This is a genomic window from Actinomadura rugatobispora, assembly GCF_055379765.1.
Genome location: NZ_AP029191.1, coordinates 11,663,466 through 11,680,935, shown reverse-complemented (window position 1 = coordinate 11,680,935; position 17,470 = coordinate 11,663,466). Strand labels below are relative to the sequence as shown.

The 17,470-nt window shown below is 71.1% G+C and carries 15 protein-coding genes; 9 read left to right on the top strand and 6 right to left on the bottom strand.

Annotated features, from left to right (window positions below):
* Positions 1–10 precede the first annotated feature (10 nt).
* The 4 genes from rox to ACZ466_RS52345 form a co-directional block, all read right to left on the bottom strand.
* Positions 11–1,459, bottom strand: coding sequence for a rifampin monooxygenase (gene rox / locus ACZ466_RS52360; RefSeq protein WP_378283895.1), 1,449 nt, complete (start codon positions 1,457–1,459; stop codon positions 11–13).
* Positions 1,460–1,837: 378 nt separating this feature from the next.
* Positions 1,838–3,073 carry a DUF418 domain-containing protein gene (locus tag ACZ466_RS52355; protein WP_378283894.1) on the bottom strand — a complete coding sequence of 412 codons (1,236 nt, stop codon included), beginning with the start codon at positions 3,071–3,073 and terminating at the stop codon, positions 1,838–1,840.
* A gap of 137 nt (positions 3,074–3,210) precedes the next feature.
* Entirely contained in the window at positions 3,211–5,202 is a 1,992-nt protein-coding gene (locus tag ACZ466_RS52350; protein ID WP_378283893.1) for an APC family permease, read from the bottom strand.
* 124 nt (positions 5,203–5,326) lie between these two features.
* A complete protein-coding gene (locus tag ACZ466_RS52345; RefSeq protein ID WP_378283892.1) occupies positions 5,327–6,151 on the bottom strand; it encodes a universal stress protein in 825 nt (274 codons plus the stop codon).
* A gap of 365 nt (positions 6,152–6,516) precedes the next feature.
* Between ACZ466_RS52345 and ACZ466_RS52340 the strand changes: the two genes are divergently transcribed.
* The 4 genes from ACZ466_RS52340 (at position 6,517) to ACZ466_RS52325 (ending at position 10,754) form a co-directional block, all read left to right on the top strand.
* Positions 6,517–8,187 (top strand): phosphatidylglycerol lysyltransferase domain-containing protein, encoded by a 1,671-nt coding sequence (locus ACZ466_RS52340; RefSeq protein WP_378283891.1) that lies wholly within the window; start codon positions 6,517–6,519, stop codon positions 8,185–8,187.
* A 160-nt stretch (positions 8,188–8,347) separates the two neighbouring features.
* Positions 8,348–8,719, top strand: coding sequence for a group I truncated hemoglobin (locus ACZ466_RS52335; RefSeq protein WP_378283890.1), 372 nt, complete (start codon positions 8,348–8,350; stop codon positions 8,717–8,719).
* 334 nt (positions 8,720–9,053) lie between these two features.
* The gene (locus tag ACZ466_RS52330) at positions 9,054–9,743 is read left to right on the top strand and encodes a HEAT repeat domain-containing protein (RefSeq protein ID WP_464042317.1); all 690 of its coding nucleotides are present in this window, start codon (positions 9,054–9,056) and stop codon (positions 9,741–9,743) included.
* Between the two features lie 6 nt (positions 9,744–9,749).
* Positions 9,750–10,754, top strand: a complete 1,005-nt coding sequence (locus ACZ466_RS52325; RefSeq protein ID WP_378283888.1) for a MerR family transcriptional regulator — start codon at positions 9,750–9,752, stop codon at positions 10,752–10,754.
* 80 nt (positions 10,755–10,834) lie between these two features.
* On the opposite strand, the gene ACZ466_RS52320 is transcribed toward ACZ466_RS52325, so the two are convergent.
* Both ACZ466_RS52320 and ACZ466_RS52315 read right to left on the bottom strand, forming a co-directional pair.
* Complete coding sequence (locus ACZ466_RS52320; RefSeq protein WP_378283887.1) at positions 10,835–11,527, bottom strand: haloacid dehalogenase type II; 693 nt, start codon at positions 11,525–11,527, stop codon at positions 10,835–10,837.
* 314 nt (positions 11,528–11,841) lie between these two features.
* Complete coding sequence (locus tag ACZ466_RS52315; protein WP_464042315.1) at positions 11,842–12,855, bottom strand: ABC transporter ATP-binding protein; 1,014 nt, start codon at positions 12,853–12,855, stop codon at positions 11,842–11,844.
* Between the two features lie 1,197 nt (positions 12,856–14,052).
* Between ACZ466_RS52315 and ACZ466_RS52310 the strand changes: the two genes are divergently transcribed.
* Genes ACZ466_RS52310 through ACZ466_RS52290 form a run of 5 tightly spaced genes read left to right on the top strand, consistent with a single transcriptional unit; the run spans position 14,053 to position 17,391 of the window.
* A complete protein-coding gene (locus ACZ466_RS52310; RefSeq protein ID WP_378289726.1) occupies positions 14,053–14,625 on the top strand; it encodes a hypothetical protein in 573 nt (190 codons plus the stop codon).
* Between the two features lie 48 nt (positions 14,626–14,673).
* The gene (locus ACZ466_RS52305) at positions 14,674–15,930 is read left to right on the top strand and encodes an SRPBCC family protein (protein ID WP_378289724.1); all 1,257 of its coding nucleotides are present in this window, start codon (positions 14,674–14,676) and stop codon (positions 15,928–15,930) included.
* The gene (gene gvpJ / locus ACZ466_RS52300) at positions 15,927–16,355 is read left to right on the top strand and encodes a gas vesicle protein GvpJ (RefSeq protein ID WP_378289722.1); all 429 of its coding nucleotides are present in this window, start codon (positions 15,927–15,929) and stop codon (positions 16,353–16,355) included. The genes ACZ466_RS52305 and gvpJ overlap by 4 nt, the downstream gene beginning before the upstream one ends.
* Positions 16,352–17,158 (top strand): GvpL/GvpF family gas vesicle protein, encoded by an 807-nt coding sequence (locus ACZ466_RS52295; protein WP_378289720.1) that lies wholly within the window; start codon positions 16,352–16,354, stop codon positions 17,156–17,158. Before gvpJ ends, ACZ466_RS52295 begins: the two co-directional genes overlap by 4 nt.
* On the top strand, positions 17,146–17,391 hold the full coding sequence (locus tag ACZ466_RS52290) for a gas vesicle protein GvpG (protein ID WP_378289718.1): 246 nt from the start codon (positions 17,146–17,148) through the stop codon (positions 17,389–17,391). The genes ACZ466_RS52295 and ACZ466_RS52290 overlap by 13 nt, the downstream gene beginning before the upstream one ends.
* Positions 17,392–17,470: the final 79 nt, after the last annotated feature.

Here is a 17,470-nt window from a genome sequence, read left to right as displayed (position 1 = left end):
CGGGAATGACTCAGCCTCCACCGACGCGCGGACGGGCGTCGGGCGCGCCGAACCACGTGGCGAGCCGGACGAGCAGCTCCTGCTGATCTTCACCGGCCCAGGCCACGTGGCCGTCCGGTCGCAGCAGCACGCCGGGCACGTCCAGCTCCTCGCTGACGTCGGCGACGTGGTCGACCCGATCCGCCCACCCCGCGACCGAGAGCCGGCCGGTCTGGTCCAGCAGCAGCCCGCGGCCGCCGTGCATCCGCTCGTAGAGGCGCCCTCGCTTGAGCCCCACGTCCCGCAGCCGCCGGCCGACCAGCGGGTGCTCCTCGCCGAAGTCGTAGCGGATCCCGATCGCCGTGATCTTCTCGATCAGGTACCGGTTCACCTCCTCGAAGTCCATCAGCTCCGACAGCAGCCGGCGCACGGCCCGGGGCCCCGGCTCGGGGGACACGAGCTCGGCCTGCGCGCGGGTGCTGTCCAGCACGTCGGCCGCCACCGGGCGCCGTTCGGTCTGGTAGCTGTCCAGCAGCCCCTCCGGCGCCCAGCCGCCGATCTCGGCGGCCAGTTTCCAGCCGAGGTTGAACGCGTCCTGGACGCCGAGGTTGAGGCCCTGCCCGCCCATCGGCGGGTGGATGTGCGCCGCGTCGCCGGCCAGCAGCACGCGGCCGCTCCGGTAGCGCTCGGCCAGCCGGGTTCCGTCGCCGAAGCGGGTGAGGGAGCGCGGTGAGTGCACGCCGAAGTCGGTGTCGGCGAACGCCCGCAGCCGTTGCCTGAACTCCTCGAGGGTCGGCGGGACCGTGCGGTCCTCGGCCACCTCCTCGGTGCGCACGACGAAGCGGTACACGCCGTCCTCGTCGGGCGCGGGGCCGAACCGAAGATGGGGCGCGCCGATCTCGGCCGCCGCGGCGTCCAGCGTCTCCCGAGGGTCGGCCACCTCCACCTCGCCCAGCAGCCATTCCTTCGTGGCGGGCTCGCCGGGGAAGCCGATGCCGAGCAGCTTGCGCACCGTGCTGCGGCCGCCGTCGCAGCCGACGAGGTAGCGCGAGCGCAGCCGGGTGCCGTCGGCCAGCTCGGCGGTCACCCCGTGCTCGTCCTGGCTCAGCCCGACCAGCTCGCGGCCGCGCCGGATCTCGGCGCCGAGCTCGGTGGCGTGCTCGGTCAGCAGGCGCTCGGTGGTGGTCTGCGGGATGCCGAGAAGGTACGGATGCGCGGTGTCCAGCCGGTCCGGCAGCGGCTTGGCGATACCGGCGAAGCGACCGGCGAGCGGGTACTGCCGGCCGTGCTCGAGGAACCGCTCCAGCAGGCCGCGCTGGTCCATCACCTCGATGCTGCGCGCGTGCAGGCCGAGCCCGCGGACCTGCCTGCCGGGCTCGGTGTCCTTCTCCAGTACGACCGCGCGCACGCCGTGCAGCCGCAGCTCGGCGGCCAGCATCATGCCGGCCGGCCCGCCGCCGGCGACGATCACGTCGATCATGAAAATCCCCCATTCCGCGAGATGGAACCCCGGCCGTCCGCTCCCCGCGGCCCGGCGGCGTGCCCACCGGTACCTCCGCGCCGCGTCCCGCGACCGCGGCACGGCGAGTCCACCGCCGGCCCGGCATTCGGCGAGACCGCTATGTCGATGAGCACATGCTCGGTGAATCGCTGATTTCCGCAGGTTGCGGCTTCGGCCGACGATTCTGCAGCATGCCCCGGGTCTTGCCGCAAGCCCCCAGGTGCGCTATATATTGAAAGTGGCAAGGAGCGCGCGAGCTCCTTGCCTTTGTCGTTCTCTGGGGACGGACCGCCCGCCGTCGTGACATTCATTGTCGGAATGCGGGCGACGATTTCGCGCGCTGCGCTTCAGGTCGACCTATCTGACGTGTCGTGCCGCCCGGGTGGCGGTGTTGACCAGGTATTCCAGCGGGCCCCGGCGGAAGTGGCGGGTCCACAGCACCGCGGAGACGAGGGCGGTGACGACGAAGACGGACAGGACGTGCAGCGAGCCGTAGGAGTCGTCGGAGTCCAGGGCCGCGAGCACGATGATCTGGACGGTGTAGAGCGTCAGCGACATGGTTCCCGCGGCGATCAGCGGATGCAGCAGCCGGTGCGCGCGCGACCACTGGAGGACGGTGAACGCGCCCGCGATGACGGCGATCGCCACGCCGGTGTTCCCGATGACCTCGAAGCTCGTCCCGCTGTGGGGCGCGGCCACCAGCAGCAGGGCGGGCGTGCTGGTGTCCACGGTGCCGCTCTCGGGCCCCTGCCACCAGGTCGGCGGCCCTGACTCGTACCAGCCGGAGGTCGCGAGGGCTTCACGGACCGCGGGGAAGGCGTGGTAGACGAGGTAGGAGGTGCCGTAGCCGACGAGGGCGAGCGCGGCGCCGAGTGCGGCCAGCCGGTGGCGCACGCGAGCGGCCTGCAGGTCCAGGCGGCCCAGGGCCATGCCGGAGACGATGTAGGGCATCCAGGTCATCGCCGGATAGGTCCCGGTGAGCAGGAGGTCGAGCACGCCGGTGTCGCACAGCCGCTTGATCGGATCGTGGGCGTCGATGGCCTGCTGCCAGGACTGCGCCCACGTCTGGTCGTTCAGGACGGTGAGCAGTCCGTAGGACAGCAGCGGGCCGACCACGGCGAGGACGGCCGCGATGATCGCGAGCGTCCGGGCGCGCAGCCGCACCAGGGGCAGCGCGAGCAGGAAGAGGAGCCCGTAGTAGGCGAGGATCGCGTCCACCGGGGTGGGGAGCATCGCCAGCGCGGTGCCCAAGGCGATCAGGATCACGGCGCGGATCGCGATCTTCACCGCCGCCTGCCGTCCCTCCCGTCCGGTCTTGGGACGCCTCCGGCCGCTGATGATCATCATGGTCACCCCGGCCAGGAGGGCGAAGAGCGCGGCGGAACGGCCGTGCGTGACCTGGAGCACCGCACCGGCGGGCCCGTCCTCGAAGTCCGGGCCGACGTGCGCGGCGAACATCCCCAGCACGGCCAGGCCGCGGGCCAGGTCCAGGCCGACCAGCCTCCGCTCCGGCGGCAGGGGCGGGCTGGAGCGCGTCGGGGGCCGGTGGAGCGGGTGGAGTCCTCGGCGGACGGGTTCCGCACCGGCCTTCACGGGACCGCGTCCGAGTCTGTCGTGATGGGCCCGGCGCCGGATGCGGCGGCTTTCATGCACTCCATGGTAGGAACGCCTACCTGTGCTATGACCAGCGCAGATCTTGATTCTTCACAAAGGCCGGTCGCAGAGCGCCGTCACTGGTTCGAGGTGTGGCCGGGGGGCTGCTTCAGGTTCCGGGCCGAGGCCAGCCGCCAGGGGACGCTGGCGATCATGATGCCCGGCCGGTGCCGCAGGCGGATCTTGAGCCGCAGGGCGCTCTGGTTGTGCAGGACCTGTTCCCACCAGTGCCCGACGACGTACTCGGGGATGAACACGCACACCACATCGCGCGGGCCGCGCCTGCGGATGTGGGTGACGTAGTCCAGCACGGGCCCGGTGATGTCCCGGTAGGGCGAGTCCAGGATCGTGAGCGGAACCGGCAGCCGCTGGTCGTCCCACTGCCGCCGGAGCGTCACGATGTCGGTGCCGGTGGTCTGGACGGCGACCGCGGCGAGGGTGTCCGGGTGGGTGGCGCGGGCGAACGCCAGCGCCTCGAGGGTCGGGATGTCGCAGCGCGTGACCAGGACGACGGCGTGGACCCGGGCCGGCAGGGTCACCGCGCCCGCGGGCGGCTGGAGCTCCTCTTCGACGTGCGTGTAGTGGCGACGGACGGCCTTCATGAGGACGAAGGCCGCGGGGATGGCGATGACGACGATCCAGGCGCCGTGGGTGAACTTGGTGGTCAGGACCACCACCAGCACCAGCGCGGTGAGGGCCGCCCCGCAGGCGTTGACGGCGCGGGCTCTGCGAAGGGCGCGGGCACGCGGGACGGCGCCGGCTCCGTGGACGGCGCCGGTTCCGGCGCCGTCCGCGGCGCCCTGCCGAAGCCGCCTGGTCCAGTGCCGGACCATGCCGGCCTGGCTGAGGGTGAAGGACACGAAGACGCCGATGATGTAGAGCTGGATGAGCCGCGTGGTGGCGGCGTCGAACGCCCAGATCAGCAGGCACGCCCCGCCCGCCAGGATGATCAGCCCGTTGCTGAAGACCAGGCGGTCGCCGCGGTGGGCGAACTGCCTGGGCAGATACCCGTCGGCGCCCAGGATGCCGGCCAGCACCGGGAAGCCGTTGAAGGCGGTGTTGGCGGCCAGCACCAGGATCGCCGCGGTGAACCCGGCCACCAGGAACGGCAGCCAGGCGGCGTGCCCCGCCACCGCGTCCGCCACCTGCACGATCACCGTCTTCTGCGCGTAGCCGGGCGGCGCGCCCGTCAGCATCCCGGGGCTGGGGGCGACGCGGACCCGGCTGGCCAGCGCCAGCACGGTGATGCCCGCGAACAGCACGATCGTCAGGACGCCCATGACCGCCAGGGTGTCGGCGGCGTTCCTGCCCTTGGGCGGCCGGAAGCTGGGCACGCCGTTGCTGACCGCCTCGACCCCCGTCAGCGCGGTGCACCCCTGGGAGAAGGCGCGCAGCAGCAGCGCGACCGCCAGCAACCCGCCGGCCTGGACGGGACCGCGGATGCCCAGCCCGGCCGACTCCGCGGGCGGGACGCCTCCGTGCACGGCCCGCAGCGCTCCCCACACGATCATCACCAGCACGACCGCGATGAAGCCGTAGGTCGGGATCGCGAAGACGAATCCCGACTGGCGGGCTCCTCGAAGGTTCACCACGGCCAGCACCACGATCGCGGCCAGGCACAGCGGCACGGCGTGGGGCGCCAGAGACGGTACCGCGGACACCAGGTTGGCCACCCCCGCCGACACCGACACCGCCACGGTCAGCACGTAGTCGACCAGCAGCGCGGCGGCGGCCACCAGCGAGGCGTTCGTGCCGAGGTTCTCCCGGCTGACGGTGTAGGCGCCGCCCCCCTGCGGATACTCATGGCAGGTCTGCCTGTACGACAGCACCACCACGGCCAGCAGCACCGCCACCGCCAGCGCCACCCAGGGCGCCAGATGCAGCAGCGCCAGGCCGCCCAGGCTCAGGGCCAGCAGGATCTCCTCGGTCGCGTACGCGTTCGACGACAACGGGTCACTGCAGAACACCGGCAGGGCGAGCCTCTTCGGCAGCAGCGTCCGGCCCACCTGCGCGCTGCGCAGAGGCCGGCCCACCAGCAGCCGTTTAGGGAGCCTCAGCACATCCCGCACGAGTCACTTCACTTCCACTACGCCCGTGATGCCCTGCCGGAGGTCCCTCCATGCCCAAGGTCCCTGCCTCGACCAGGCGCTCCCGGGTCGCGACCTGTCCGGCGCGGCCTGCCGCCCAGCCGTGTCAGCGGACGGCGACGAGGGGGCAGGGCGCGTGATGGAGCAGCGGATGGCTGACCGAACCGAGCGCGAGGCCGCGGAATCCGCCGTGCCCCCGGGAACCGACGACCAGCAACGCGGCCCCGGTCGCCGAGTCGGCCAGAACAGCGGCCGGGGATCCCTGCCGGGTCTCCTCGATGATCTCGACGTTCGCGCGCGCGTCCCGCGGTGATGGGAGCACGTCCGCCAGGGTGCGGCCGATCATCTGGGGCAGGCTGTCGCCCGCGGAACGCGTGTCGTCCCCGTCCCCGAGCACGTGGACGAGCCGGAGCCGGCCGCCCCGCACCGCCGCCTCGGTGTACCCGAACGCCGCGGCGCGGGCCGAGTGCGCGGAGGCGTCGACGCCGACGACGACCTCACCCGGCTCGCGCGGGTTCCCCTGCCCCTCGGGCACCACGGCGATCGGGCACGGCGCGTCCCCCGCCACCTGGTAGGCGGTCGAGCCGAGCAGCAGTTCGGAGAACCCTCCGCGCCCGCGCTTGCCGATCACCAGCAGCGCGGCTCCGGCCGCCGCCTCTCCCAGCGCCGCCGAGGCGTCACCGAACACCAGCCGGGACGACACCGCGACCTCCGGGGCCTCCTTGCCGACCAGCGCCGCGGTCTCCTCCAGCATGCGCAGGGCCTCTTCGTCGGGCGGCCGGCCCCGCCCCGCCGCGTCCCTGAGCGGCTTCACGGCGGCGTGCACCAGCTGCAGGCCCAGACCGCGCCGCCGCGCGTCGTCGGCCGCCCACAGCGCGGCGTCCGTTCCGCAGGCCGAACCGTCGACGCCCACCACGATCATCCTCGTCATGTATCCCCCGATATCGGTTCCACGCCGGAAGGCGTCGGCGCCCTCGTCCGCGGCGTGGACCGGTGCGACGTGGACGGCCTCCCGGGGCCTCCGCGGCCGGGCGTACCCCCGGCACCTCCTCGGCGACAAGTCCCCGTGGACCGAGGCGGCGGTGATCGACATACCCGCGATGCGGGCACCTCACCCGAAACAACCGTCCCTCGCCGGGCAGGGGCCGGCTGACGTTCGCGGCAGCCGCACCGCGCCGGGCCCCCGGGCCGGTGCCGGTGGCGGCCTTCGGTGGCCAAGATGGAGATGAGGGAGCCGCACCGGCGGGCGGCGCGGCTCGCGACGGGGGCGTGTTCATGCCGAAGATGTTCCCTGAGGTGACACAGGCCAGGATGCTGGGGACGGCCGTCGCCGGGGCAGGGGTCGTGGCGATCCTCTCCGGGCTCTCCCCCCAGTGGCGGGGGCACCTGCGCGTGGTCGAGGGGCTGCTGGCGCCGGAAGTGATGGACTGGGCGGCGGGATCGATCGCGCTGATCGGCTTGGGACTGATCCTGCTGGGCCGCGGCGTGTCCGGCAGGCGGCGGCTGGCCTGGCGGACCACGCTGATCCTGCTCGCCGTGGCCACGCTCGTCCACGTGCTCGACGGCCTGGACGTGCCGGGCGCCTCGATCACCCTGGCGCTGGCCGCCGTGCTGGTCTGGCGGCGGCGGCTGTTCGTGGTGGGCCTGGGCCCGGCCCGATGGGGCTCGGTGGCGCGGCTGGGCATCGTGGTGGTGACCCTGGACTTCCTGTACGGGATCGCGGGCCTGGCCCTGCGCTCGGCCGAGGTCCGGCCGGGCTTGACGGTGGGCGGGGCGGTGCAGGAGGTCGCCGCACGTCTGGTCGGGATGGCGGGGCCGCTGACCATCACCGGCCGTTTCGGGCAGTGGTTCCCCGCATCGGTCACCGTCGTGGGCGGGCTCACCCTCGCCGTCCTGCTGGCCGCCGCCTTCGCCCCGATCGCTCTGCGCGGCGTCGGCCCGGCCACCGAACGCGCGGAGCTCGCCGGGCTCCTCGGCCGGACCGACGGCGGCTCGCTCGATCCCTTCATCCTGCGCACCGACAAGAGCTGGGTGTTCTCCGGCGACCGGCGGGCCGCCCTCGGGATGAGATACGTGCACGGCGTGGCCCTGGCCACCGGCGACCCCGTGGGCGCGCCCGCGGCCTTCCCCGCCGCCGTCCGGGAGTTCCTCGGCCTGTGCGGGCGGACGGGGTGGCGGCCCGCGGTGATCGGGCTGCGGCAGGACCTGCTGCCGATCTACCTGGACGCGGGGCTGCGGTCGATCTACATCGGGGACGAGGCGATGATCGACGTGAGCCGTTTCGATCTGACCGGCAGAGCGATGCGCAATGTCCGCCAAGCGGTCAGCCGCACCCGCAACTTCGGGATCACCACCCAGATCCTGCGCGAGGGCGAGGTCCCCGCCGATCTGCGCCGCCGGGTGCTGGACATCGCCGCCGCGCAGCGCGGCGCCTACCGCGAGTTCGGGTTCTCCATGGCCCTGGGCGACCTGCTGACCGGCGCGTTCCCCGGCTGCGTGCTGATCGTCTGCCGCGACGCCACGTCCCGGCCGGTCGCCTTCCAGCGCTACGTGCCCTGCCGGCGCGGCACGATGCTGTCCCTGGACGCGATGCGGCGCCTGCCCGCGGCCCCCAACGGCGTCAACGAACGCATGATCATCGACATGGTCGGCTGGGCCGGGGCCCACGGTGTCACCCAGATCTCGCTCAACTTCGCCGCGTTCCGCACCCTGCTGGACGAGGCCACCCAAAGGGGACCCGGACAGGCGATGGCGGCCTGGGCACTTCGCCGGGGCGAGGGCCGCTTCGGCATGCAGGTGGACTCCCTGCGCCGTTTCAACGCCAAGTTCCACCCGCAATGGAACTCCCGTTACCTGGTCTACCGTTCGCGCGCCGATCTCCCGGCCATCGGCCTGGCCGCACTGAGCGCCGAAGGCTTCCTCCCCTTCGACCCCGGCAGAAGGCCCCCGGACGGCTCCAGAAGTTGATCGCCTTCGTGATCCGCGCCGGCCGGCTCGGCCTCACACACGCGCTCACGGAAAGTGAACGGGATGTTGCGCGGGTGTTCGATCGCGAACAAATGATGGAAACTCAGGCTTCCTAACCTCCCCGGTATCGCTCTCCCGACCCTGAAAGGACCGATGCGCCATGAGCATCTACGACGCCATCGGCGGAGCGCCCGCCGTCCAGGCGGCGGTCGATGACTTCTACACGCGGGTGACGGCCGACCCCCGGCTGAGCGGCTTCTTCTCGGACGTGGACATGCGGCGCCTCAAGTCCCATCAGCGCGCCTTCATAGCGGCGGCGATCGGCGGGCCGCAGATCTACGAGGGACGGGACATGGCCGCCGCGCACGCCGGACTCGACATCGCCGACGCCCACTTCGACGCCGTGGTGGGACATCTGGTCGACACCCTCACCGCCCTGGGAGTGCCCGAGGACACCATCGCCACGATCGGATCGACCTTGGCCCCGCTCCGGGCCGACATCGTCACGGCGTCCGCACACTCCATCAACTGACCGGGACCGGCCCAGATCATCCGCGGCCCACCGGAAGCCTTTGAGGAGCCGTCGAGTATCGCCGGCCGCCCCCGCGCACCGGCGTTCTCGACGAGGATCCCGGTGGGAAGCCCGTTTGATCCGCGAGCCCAGAGCGGTCGAACCGGTCACGGCCGTGGGGCTCGATCTCGTCCACCCGCCGGAGACCAGGGAAGTTGATCCCAGCCCTGCCGTCGCGTTCACGACGTTCGCGCTGGTATCGGTCAAGGCGGGGCCTTGAGTGCACGGCCTTGGCGTTGGACGCCTCCGCGAGGTCGCTGGTGCTTGACCTTGACACAGTGACAGGGTCTTCACTGTGGCCGAGGAGGTGGTTCCGATGACCATGCCGGACGAGGACACGCACACGATGAGAGCCCTCCAGGGGCTGGAGAACAGCGGTCCGTCGGTGCGGCTGCGGGCGGCGATGGCGGTCGGCACGTCCCCTGACCCGCGGTTCGTCGACAAGCTCATCGAACGATGCGCGATCGAGCCCGAGTTCTTCGTGCGGGACATGCTCACGTGGGCACTCACCCGCCACCCATCGTCGATGACGGTCCCCAAGCTCATCGATGAACTGCGCTCGGAGCGTGCGCAGGCACGAAGCCAGGCGCTGCACACCCTGTCCAAGATCGGGGATCGGCGAGCGTGGCCGGCGATCACCCGGGCGCTGCTGGTCGACGCCGACGACGAGGTGGCGCGGAGCGCCTGGCGAGCGGCTGTCGTGCTCGTGCCCGGCGGTGCAGAATCCGAGTTGGCCGCGGTGCTGGCGACACAGTTCGGGCGCGGCGGGCGTGAGACGCGGTTGAGCCTCAGCCGGGCGCTGATCGCGCTCGGTGAGGTGGTCATGCCGACCCTGCGCGCTGCGATGACGGGTCTCGACCCTCGCGTACGTGAGCACGCGATCGCCACCGAACGGCTGCTGCGCGACCCGGATGCCGGATTCGAGTTCGCGATCGAGGAGGCACGGCGCCTCGTGGCCCTGGGACCGGCCGGCCAGGAGGAGTGACAGGCGGTGTTGATCGGTGACGTGGCACGACGGTCCGGGGTCAGCACCCGCATGCTCAGGCATTACGAGTCGCTCGGCCTGGTGCGGCCGGCGCGGCGTACCGAGGCCGGCTACCGGGAGTACTCCAGCGAGGACATCCGGCGGATCTTCCATATCGAGAGCCTGCGGTCACTGGGCCTGTCGCTGCGTGAAGTCGGGTTCGCGCTGGACGATCCCGGCTTCGCGCCCTCTGCGCTCGTCGACGACCTCATCCGCCGGACGCGAGAACGCATCGCGGATGAGACAGAGCTGCTCACGCGACTCCGTCGGATCGGTGCCGCGGAACCCGCCGGCTGGGAGGACGTCCTCCAGATCGTCGCACTCCTCCAGGCCTTGGGGTCGGAGAGCGCTGGGAAGCGCCAGCGCGCGGCCCTGTCCTCGGTCGAAGAGGTTCCGGTGCCGGTGGAAGCTCTGGTCGAGGCAGCGTTGAGCGAGGCGGATCCGAACGTCGCCGGAGCCCTCCGGTGGGCGTTGGCGCAATCGGGCGATGTTGGATTGCCGCTGCTGGCGGAGGGCCTTGGCTCACCGGTGGCCGAAGTGCGGAAACGCGCCGCCCAGGCCATCGCCGAGATTCCGAACGGTGAGGCGACCGCACTGCTGCAGGACGCCCTCACGCACTCCGACCTCGTGGTCCGCAGGTGTGCGGGTCTGGCGCTCGGGGCACGTGGGGTGGCCGACGCGGTCCCGACGCTCGTCGACATGATCGTCGAGGAGGCGAACGACGCCGATGCGGCCGACGCACTGAGCACGCTGGCGAGTGATCCCGTGCTGGCGGATCAGATCGCCACCAGGCTGGTCGACTGCCTCGCCCACGGCACGCATGAATCGTCCGCACGTCGACGGCTGACACAGGCGCTCGCCGATATCCCGGGAATCACAGCGTCACGCGCCCTCGAAGATCTGTCACATGACGAAGACCGTGCCGTTGCGCTCACTGCGACCTACATTCTCAAGCTGCGCAACGCCCGCTAACGCCGCGGGCTTGAACAGGTGCTCGGTCGTGGACGGCGTGGCCGGACCCAGCTGCGGCTCCAGGTCGGGAAGCCGGGGCGTCAGGCCGCGTTGAGACTCGTGGCCAGGTCATCGAGGCTCTTCGCCTCCAGGTCGAAGGAGTCCGTCGCACTGGGAGGGTCCCCGACGGGACGTTCGACATAGGCGGTCCTCATCCCGACAGCCTGCGCACCTCGAAGGTCCCAGGCATGGGCGGCGACCATGAGCAGGCGGTCCGGCGAGCAGCCCGCGTTCCTGATCGCGAGCCGGTAGACGTCGGGATGGGGCTTGTAGCCGCGCGCGTCCTCGGCCGAGAGAACCTGGTGCCAGCGAAGCCCGGCGTGCGCGCTGATGCGGGTGAGCGCCGCCTGGCTGGCGTTCGACAAGCCGACCACCGGGAAACGCGCCGCGAGCCGGTCCAACGCCGGGACCGAGTCCGGCCACGGCTCCAGCCGCTGCCCGGAGGCCGCCAGCGAGCGAACCGCGTCCGCGTCGTTGATACCGGCCTCGGCGGCGACGCGTGTCGCCGCCTCGAGGTCGATCACCGTGCTGGCGGCGTAAGGGCGACGGCCCGCGAGAATCTCTTGCTGTTGCTCGGCGACATGCGCGTGCCACACCTCGACGAGCTCGCTCGTCCTCGCGTCGTCGATGTCCGGGAGCAGTGTCCGGAGGCCGCGTCCGATCCCGCCGGGTTCATCGACCATGGTCCCGAGAATGTCGAAGACGATCACATCGATGTCGGCGTGTGAAGTCACAAGAAGCGCTCCTGGGCATCTCTGTCTGAACCGCCCGGGACCTGCGGAGACCCAGCCGTTGGAGAGCTCAGCGATCTACCGGGCTCGCCGATGAGCATAGTGCGCGTACTTTCATCGCTGCCGCGCCGACTCTGGGACGACGCCTGGGAGGCCTCTACGAAAGCGCTGACACACGATGGCCGGAGACGATCAGCAGAGCGTGTGTGGAACATGGCCTGGGGTCTCTGCACGGATGGGGCGGGCCCGTCGCCGTTTCGGTGACGGGCCCGACCGGTTTCGCCAGGTCTTACCGGACGCCCGAGGTTCCGTCCCGGCTAAGCCAGAGGCCGCCCGGAGCCGGACAGCATCGCGGAGACGTACCGGGGCCACTCCTCGACCCAGTTGCGGCCCAGGTCGTCGATGAACGAGCCGGGCGGCGGGACGACGCCGTGCGCCGCGCACCAGGCGCCGGGCGCGTGCTGCGTCGGCCTGACGCGGCCGTCGGTCGGCATCAGCTGCGGCGGGATCGGCGGCAGCTTGCCCGGGTCGTGGCCCATCTTGGCCTCGGCCTCCAGCTCGGAGACGTCCTTCTCCTCCGACATGCCGATCGGGCCGACCTTGCGGGCGTTGAGGAACTGCCGCACCACCGGCTCCTCGCTGGACAGCAGCATTTCCCGCGGGCCGAACATGACCAGCTCGCGGCGGAACAGCAGCCCGATGTTGTCCGGAACGGTGCGCGCGGTGTTGATGTCGTGCGTGACGATCAGGAAGGTGGCGCCGACCTGTGCGTTGAGGTCGACGAAAAGCTGGTTCAGGTAGGCCGTGCGGACCGGGTCGAGACCGGAGTCCGGCTCGTCCACCAGCAGGACCTCCGGCTCCAGCACCAGCGCGCGGGCCAGCCCGGCCCGCTTCTTCATACCGCCGGAGATCTCGCCGGGAAGCTTCTTCTCGGCGCCGAGGAGACCGACCATCTCCATCTTCTCCATGACGATGCGCTTGATCTCACCCTCGGACTTCTTGGTCTGCTCGCGCAGCGGGAAGGCGATGTTGTCGTAGAGGTTCATCGAGCCGAACAGCGCGCCGTCCTGGAACAGCACCCCGAACAGCTTGCGCATCTCGTACAGCTGGGCCTCCGGCAGGTAGGGCAGGTCCCGCTCGCCGACCCAGATGTGACCGCGGTCGGGCTTGAGCAGGCCCATCAGGCACTTCAGGAAGACCGACTTGCCGGTGCCGGAGGGGCCCAGGAGCACGGAGATCTCTCCCGCGGGCACCGTCAGCGACACGTCCTGCCAGATGGTCTGGCGGCCGAACGACTTGGTCAGCCCTTCGACCCTGATCTCGATGCCCACTCGTCACCTTTCGTCCGCGCCGGAAAGCGGCAGGCCAGAATGCGACGCTGCGTGACAATTGCCGCTACGTGCCTCATGAGGCTAAGGCTCCGAGAATGCGCTTATCAAGCCTCGCGGGGATGTTTGGACTCCATGGCCGCCCTCGCTGACGTGAACTGGCCGTTCCGCTGCGACGTCGACCGGGGGCGGTGTCGGCGGGGTGCAGGCGTGGCGGTTCAGGTGGTCATAGCAGATTGCGGTCGGTCGCTCACATTGGCGGCGGTGACGAAAATGCCATGGCGCGCAGATCTTCGATGGGGGATGCAGCGCCGGTTGGCGCAGGTGGGCATGGTCGGCCTTGGACTTGTCACCTGGCGGAGACGAGTTCGGCCAGGTGGTGCAGCGAGACTGCGGCACCGCCGACCAGTCGTAGGTGAGCGTGACCGTGGTCTTGGACGGGCCGAGCGGGGCACCTGGACCTTGTCGGCCACCCGGTAGTCACCGTTGGGATGGCCCGGGTGGTACATGTCCATCCGGAAGATCCGCCCCACTTCGGTCAGCGGGGCTCGGTCGGCGGGTTGCCGAACCCCGCCGGTGCCGTCGATCGCGGAATGGGCCGCCGGGTCCGCCGGCACCGCGAACACCCTCGCGGCCGGCGCCTCGACGGTCAGGGTCGCACTCACGTGCTCCTGGTCCACGGTGTGCACTCTCCTTATCTCGGCCGTGTGGACGGAACCCGCACCCAGGGCCACCCAGGGGTGTTCGTGGGCGATCGCGTGTCGTCGTGCTCTCACCAGCGGAAGCGCCCTGGGACGCGTGGACGGCTCGGGCGCATTGGTCGGCCGTCATAAAAGATCGAGGTTGGTGCGGTCGGCTTGCTCAAATGTGCTGGAGCATAGGTAAAGAAAGTGGCGATCGTGCATTGGGCGCCATGTCCGTGTAAAGAACGTACAAGGCCAGAAGCGCCCGGTTTCGGGCTTTTGGCCCAGGGTAGGGCGCGCTGCGTAACATGCCGCGACCCGCTGTTGTGGCCGCTGCCGAAGCGGTTTCGCCGAAGCAGTCGATGCGGGGCCAGATCCGGTGGGCGCGTTGGGGCTGGAGACGTTTCGTCATTGACAGCCGTAATGCCGTGACGCCGATGGAATCTCGCCTCTGCTCGCCCATCACCTGCCGTCGCTCCATATCGCCGCCCTGGGTCGTGCAGGGGAGGAGAAGGGCATGAAGTGCGGAAGCCGGATGGCGGTCGCCATCGTCGGCGGCTACCTGCTCGGACGGAGCCAGAAGACGCGGCTGGCCGCGGTGATGGCGCTACTGGCGGCGGGCGGGAAGCTCCCCGTGGATCCCGGTGATCTCCTACGCCGCACGCCCCTGGGAGCCGAGGGCGGTCCGCTGGACAAGGTCACCGGCGACCTGGGGACTCAGTTGGTCGACGCGGGCAAGTCGGTGGTCATGGCGGCCGCCAGCAACCGTATCGATTCGCTGAGCGACAGGCTGCAGGAGCGTGCGGACCGCCTGCGCACCCCGGACGTCAAGGTGGGCAAGGAGCGGCCGAAGGACGAGGAGCCCCGGCGCGAGCGGCCGCGGCCGGACGAGGACGAGTACGACGACTACGACGAGTACGAGGACGAGTACGAAGAGGAGCCCGAACCCGAGGAGCCGGTGGCTCGGAAGGCGCCTCGCCGCTCGGCCCCGCCGCCGCGGCGGGAGGAGCCCCGCCGGCGGGCGTCCGAAGGCGAAGAGGCGCCCCGGAGGGCCCGCGCCGGTTCTGCGAGGGCACGCGCCGGACGATGAGGGGACAGCGCGATGACCGATCGGCAAGCGCCTGCGAGGAGCACTGATGTGACCGAGCGGCTGCCCACGGAGAGGCTCGCACAGGAAGCCCAGAACTTCCTGAACGCTCTCGCGGAGAAGGCGCTGCTCTCGATCAGTGAGAGGCTCAACGAGACCACGGACCAGTTGGTCGACCACCTGGAGCACGGCGGCCCGGGCATCAAGTCGGCGCTCAGCGGCGTCTCCGCGCTGGCGGCGGGCAAGTCGCCCTTCCGCGCGGTGGCGAACGCGGGGGCGACCGGGCTGAAGGAGAAGGTCAAGCAGGTCTTCGGCGGCGGCAAGGGCAAGACCGGCAAGGGCGGCAGGTCGGCGCTCAAGCTCACCAACATCGTCGAGCAGATGGACGTCGGGGTCCCGCTCCGCCTCGCCTATGACCAGTGGACGCAGTTCGAGGACTTCCCGGGCTTCATGAAGAAGGTCGAGGGCGCCGACCAGGAATCCGACGAGAAGATCAACTGGAAGGCGCAGATCTGGTGGTCGCACCGTAACTGGGAATCGTCCATCATCGAGCAGGTCCCCGACGATCACATCGTGTGGCGGTCCAAGGGTCCGAAGGGGTTCGTCGACGGGGTGGTGAGCTTCTCCGAACTGGCCCCGAACCTCACGCGGATCCTGCTCGTCATGGAATACCACCCCCAGGGGTTCTTCGAGCACACGGGCAACCTGTGGCGCGCCCAGGGACGGCGCGCCCGCCTGGAGTTCAAGCACTTCCGGCGCCATCTCATGGCGCACGCGATCCTCCAGTCCGACGAGATCGAGGGCTGGCGAGGTGAGATCCGCGACGGTGAGGTCGTCAAGACGCACGAGGACGCCCTCAAGGAGGAACGCGGTCGCGAAGAGGGCGGGGCCGAAGAAGGGGCGAAGCGAGAAGAGGCCCCGCAGGACGAGGACAGAGCCGCGCGGGCGGAGGAAGAAGCCGCCGGCGAGGAGGAAGAGTACGCCGAAGGCGAGCCTCCCGAGGAGAGGGAGGAAGCCGGCGCTGAGCCCGAGGAAGAGCCCGAGGAAGAGCCCGAGGAAGAGCCCGAGGAAGAGCCCGAGGAAGAGCCCGAGGAAGAGCCCGAGGAAGAGCCCGAGGAGACCCGGGCCGGGGCTTCCCGCAAGACCAAGGCGCCCCGCGAAGAAGAGGAACCTGAGGAGGAGACCCGCCGGAGGCGTCCTCCCGAGCAACGGCGCCGCAAGGCCCAGGAGGAGACCGAGGCCGAGCCCGAGCAGGCGGAAGAGGAGCGCGAACGACGGCCGGCGAGGCGAAGGAGTGGTGTGCGATGACCGTCTCTCAGGTTCCGGGCCCGCAGGTGGAGCGGTCGTCCGGCGGCACCCTCGCGGACGTCGTCGAGCTGATCCTGGACAAGGGCCTGGTCATCGACGCGTTCGTCCGCGTGTCGCTGGTCGGCATCGAGGTCATCACGATCGACGCGCGCATCGTCGTGGCGAGCGTGGACACCTACCTGCGCTTCGCGGAGGCCACCAACCGGCTCGATCTCTATGAGAAGGGCGGCGGCGGCCTGCCCGAGCTCGCCGAGAACATCACGGAGGGCGGCACCCGGGCAGGAGCGAAGGGCAAGGCCAAGGGGGTGCTCGACGCGGCCGGGGAGACGATCCAGGACGCACTCTCCGGCGGTGAGGACGACCGCGAGGAAGAGGAGGCCCGCGAACCGCGGCGCACCCGGTCACGGAGGGAGCGCGAGCGGTGACGGCGCATCCGGAGGCCGAGGCCCGCGAAGGCCGGGCCGGGGGAGAGGCCGTGTACGTGTACGCGATCGTGCCGGGCGACACCGAGGTGCCGGAGGGATTGAGCGGCACCGACGGGGCCGGGCTCTCGCTGGTCCGGCATGGCGACCTGGCCGCGGTCGTGAGCGAGGTCGTCACGGGCAGGCCGTTCGGTGCCCGGGAGGACCTGCTGGCGCACGAACGCGTCGTGGAGACCCTGGCGGGGGAGACGACCGTGCTGCCGCTGCGGTTCGGCGCGGTGGTCCGCTCCGCCGACGCGGTGACCGACGAGCTGGTGGCTCCGCATCACGACTGGTTCGCGAACGTCCTCGCGGACTTCGCCGGCCGGGCCGAGTTCATCGTCGTCGGCACCTATGTGCAGGACGCCGTGCTCCGCGAGGTGCTCATGGAGGACCCCGAGGCGATGCGGTTGCGGGAGAGCGTGCGGCGGAAGCCGGAGGACGCCGGGTACTACGAGCGCGTCCGGCTGGGCGAACTGATCGTCCAGGGCCTGGAGGCCAAGCGGCAGGCGGACGGCGCGGCCCTCGTGGAGGCGATCGCGCCGCACGCCGTGGCGGTGACTCCGCGCCGGCCCGCCGGCGACGAGGCCGCCGCCGACGTGGCCTTCCTCGTCGCCGAGGCGGAACGGGAGCGGTTCGAGCAGGCCGTGGACGACCTCGGCCGCCGCTGGGCCGGTCGCGTCCGGCTCCGGGTGATCGGCCCGCTCGCGCCGTACGACTTCGTCCCGCCGATCACGGAGCGGGAGGCCGCGTCATGGGGCTCCTGACCGGGCTGCTCACGTTGCCGCTGGCGCCGGTGCGCGGTGTCGTCTGGCTGGCGGAGCGGATCCGCGACCAGGCCGAACAGGAGCTGTACGACCCGGTGGCGATCCGCGGCCAGCTGGCGGAGGTCGACGCGGCGCTCGCCGCGGGCGAGCTCTCCGAGGAGGAGGCCGCGGAACTCCAGGACCTGCTGCTGGACAGGCTGAGGACCGGCTCGTCCGCCCGGACGGGCATGTGATCATGGGCGCCGACCCCCCACCGGCGCAGCCGAGGCGATGCGCGCGGCCGAGCGCCGGAAGAGGACGGTCGAGCAAGGG

Bases quoted from the DNA above. Each gene is read 5' to 3' on its own strand.
- ACZ466_RS52310 (WP_378289726.1), top strand. From the start codon at position 14,053: ATGAAGTGCGGAAGCCGGATGGCGGTCGCCATCGTCGGCGGCTACCTG.
- rox (WP_378283895.1), bottom strand. From the start codon at position 1,459: ATGATCGACGTGATCGTCGCCGGCGGCGGGCCGGCCGGCATGATGCTG.
- ACZ466_RS52290 (WP_378289718.1), top strand. From the start codon at position 17,146: ATGGGGCTCCTGACCGGGCTGCTCACGTTGCCGCTGGCGCCGGTGCGC.
- gvpJ (WP_378289722.1), top strand. From the start codon at position 15,927: ATGACCGTCTCTCAGGTTCCGGGCCCGCAGGTGGAGCGGTCGTCCGGC.
- ACZ466_RS52335 (WP_378283890.1), top strand. From the start codon at position 8,348: ATGAGCATCTACGACGCCATCGGCGGAGCGCCCGCCGTCCAGGCGGCG.
- ACZ466_RS52345 (WP_378283892.1), bottom strand. From the start codon at position 6,151: ATGACGAGGATGATCGTGGTGGGCGTCGACGGTTCGGCCTGCGGAACG.